2 protein-coding genes and 1 pseudogene are annotated in these 2931 nt (G+C 65.9%); all 3 read left to right on the top strand.

Going from position 1 to position 2931, the window contains the following annotated elements; genetic code table 11:
- A pseudogene (locus QOC89_RS22335) lies at positions 1-414 on the top strand (glycosyltransferase family 2 protein); the annotation flags it as partial.
- A gap of 208 nt (positions 415-622) precedes the next feature.
- Positions 623-1894 (top strand): glycosyltransferase, encoded by a 1272-nt coding sequence (locus tag QOC89_RS22330; protein ID WP_323047005.1) that lies wholly within the window; start codon positions 623-625, stop codon positions 1892-1894.
- Positions 1895-1897: 3 nt separating this feature from the next.
- A partial coding sequence (locus QOC89_RS22325) for a glucose-6-phosphate isomerase (protein ID WP_323047004.1) occupies positions 1898-2931 on the top strand: 1034 nt, incomplete at its 3' end.

Below are 2931 nucleotides of genomic sequence, written 5' to 3'. Positions count from 1 at the left end.
CGCACGATCCGTTTCGATCAACGCCTGCGCGGCGCGGGCGCCCAGGTTCACAACGACATGGCGTTCAGCCTCGCGGTGAAGAACGCCGGCTGGAAGCTGATGTACGACCCGCGCGTCGCGGTCGATCATTTCCCCGCCGAACGTTTCGACGACGACCGGCGCGACGCGCACACCAGGGCGGCGTTGCGCAAAGCCGCCTTCAACTTTCATCTGATCCTGCGCGACCAGTTGCCGCCGCTGCGGCGTGAAGCCGCGTGGTGGTGGTGGACGCTGGTCGGCACGCGCGTGTATCCGGGGCTCACGCACGCCGCGCTCGCGCTGATGTCGAAACAGGCGGGGCTGCGGCTGTCGCGCTGGCGCGCGGTGCGCACCGGCGCGCATGAAGCGCGCCGCGCGCTGTCGCGGACCGCATGAGCCGCTCGATCTGTGTGGGCCTTTTGAGCCTTTTGAGCCGCTTGGGCCGCGTGGGCCGCATGGGCCGCATAACCGCCATGAACCGCGCGCCCCACCGCGGCTTCAACGTGGCCCGCGTGACCCAATCGTCCTGCACGTTCGTGCATCGGCATAGGCGCTTATCCGCGCACGCCGATGCTCCTTTCCACCGGCAGAGCGGAGTGTCTGCATGAGTACGAAAGTTCACGTTCATCTGTTTTACGGCGCCGACCCGCGCTTTTACCGGCCCGGCGACGACATCGGCTGTCTGTATGGCTATCACCATGCGCAATCCGACGCGTTCGCGCTGACCTATTCGCAGGACGCTGGCGAGAGCAAACCGGTGAAGCTGCTGCGCCGCGCGTTGAAGGCGGCGCTCGGGTTCGACTTCATCCATACATGGCGCAACCGCGCCGAGATGCTGCGCTCGGACGTGATCTGGACGCATACCGAGCAGGAATGGCTGTCCGCCGCGCTGATGCTGTTGCTGAGCGGCCGCAAGGCGGGTGCCGAGGCAGCGCCTCTGCTGCTCGCGCAAAGCGTGTGGCTGCTCGATAAGTGGCCTTCGTACGGGATCTTGCGCAGCTGGCTGTATCGCAAGCTGATGAGCCGCGCCGATCAGCTGACCACGCTCGCCAGCGAAAACGCTGAACTATGCCGGCGCTATTTCGGTCGCAACGCAACATCTCTGTTGTACGGTCTGAATACGCAGGACTTCCCTGTGAAGACGCCGACCGAATGGACACCGCACACGCCGATCCGCATCGCCGCGATCGGCAACGATCGCGACCGCGACTGGGAGACGCTCATCAAGGCGTTCGGCAACGACGCCCGCTATACGGTCAAGCTCGCGACACGCCGGCGCATTCCCGCCTCGCTGCGCGCGCCGAACGTCGAGATCGCGCTGTTCTCGGGCATCAAAAAGCAGCACGAGTTGTACGACTGGGCCGACGTGATCGTGGTGCCGCTGCGGCCGAATTCGCACGCCTCGGGCATCACGGTGATGCTGGAAGCGGCGGCCGTCGGCAAGCCGATGGTGGTCACGAACGTCGGCGCGCTGCAGGATTATTTTCCGGCCGGCGAGGTGGCGTATATCCCGCCGTTCGACCCGCAGGCGTTGCGTGAGACGGTGGATCGGCTCGCCGCCTCGCCGCTGGATGCATTGCGCCAGGCGCAGGCGGCGGCTGCCGGTTTGCTGTCGCGCGATCTGACCACACGGAACTATGCGATGCAGCATGTGAGGATCACGCAGGAGATGCTGCGCGCGCGCGCCGCGTCGCGCGGACGCGTGGCGCCGGACACCTCCGACGCCGCGGCGACCGCGCCGCGTGCCGCGCCGGCTGCCGCCACTGTGAACCAGCCGGTGCGGGTTCGCGCCGGAAACCAGGGACAAGTGCAAGGGCAAGAACAAGGGCAAGCTCAACGCCCATGCCCGGCGAGCCAATCACGCGGAGGTCTCTAACCGATGTCGACCATCACGCGAGCCGGCGGCGACGACGCGCAGCGGGTGCTGTCCGGTTCCCGCAAGGAATGGCTGCCCGAGGCGCTGCTGTGGCTGATCACGGCGATGCTGATCGTCGCGCATCAGGGCACGGTGCTCACGCTCGGATTCCCGGTGCTCGCGATCCTGACGGGCCTGTGGCTTTACTTCAAAAGCCCGGCGCGCTACATCGGCTTCATGTGGTGGCTGTGGTTCCTGAGCCCGGAAGTGCGGCGTCTCGCCGACTGGTCCAAAGGCTCGTTCACGCCGACCAGCCTGATCCAGGTCGCACCGCTCGCGGTGACGATGATCAGCGCGTTCTCCTTGCTCCGTTACTACAAGCTGCTTTCGCAACGGCGCGGCCTGCCCGTGCTGCTGATTCTGATGGGGCTTGCCTATGCGTTCATGATCGGCGTGATGTCGAGCGGGCCGCTCGCCGCCACCTATGACCTTGCGAACTGGCTCTATCCGATCCTGATCGGCTTTCACATCATGGCGCACACACGCCAGTATCCGAAGTATCGCGACACCATCGTCAATACCTTTATCTGGGGCATGCTGGTGATGGGCGGCTACGGCCTGATCCAGTTCTTCATCATGCCGCAGTGGGACGCGCTGTGGATGCTCGGCTCGCAGATGAATTCGCAGGGCGACCCGGTGCCGATGGGCGTGCGCGTATTCAGCACGATGAACTCGTCGGGCCCGTTCGCCTTCGCGATGATGGGCGCGATGGTCTACGTGATGGCGGCGACCCACCGCGTGCGCTGGATCGCGGCGGCGCTCGGCTTCTTCTCGTTCGCGCTGAGCCTCGTGCGCTCGACGTGGGGCGGCTGGGTCATCGCGCTGTTGATCCTTTTGGTCAAGTCGAACAACAAGGTGCGGGTGCGGATTGTCGCGAGCGCGATTTTGCTGGCCGGCCTGTGCGTGCCGCTGCTGGCGGTCGGCCCGGTGGCTGAGCGCATGCAGGCGCGCCTCACCACCATCGTCAACCTCAACGACGACCAGAGCTACGCCGCGCG

This window comes from Paraburkholderia sp. (genome assembly GCF_034668105.1).
GTDB lineage: Bacteria > Pseudomonadota > Gammaproteobacteria > Burkholderiales > Burkholderiaceae > Paraburkholderia.
The sequence above is the reverse complement of the archived record's forward strand: the minus strand, read 5'-3'. Positions and strand labels throughout refer to the sequence as shown.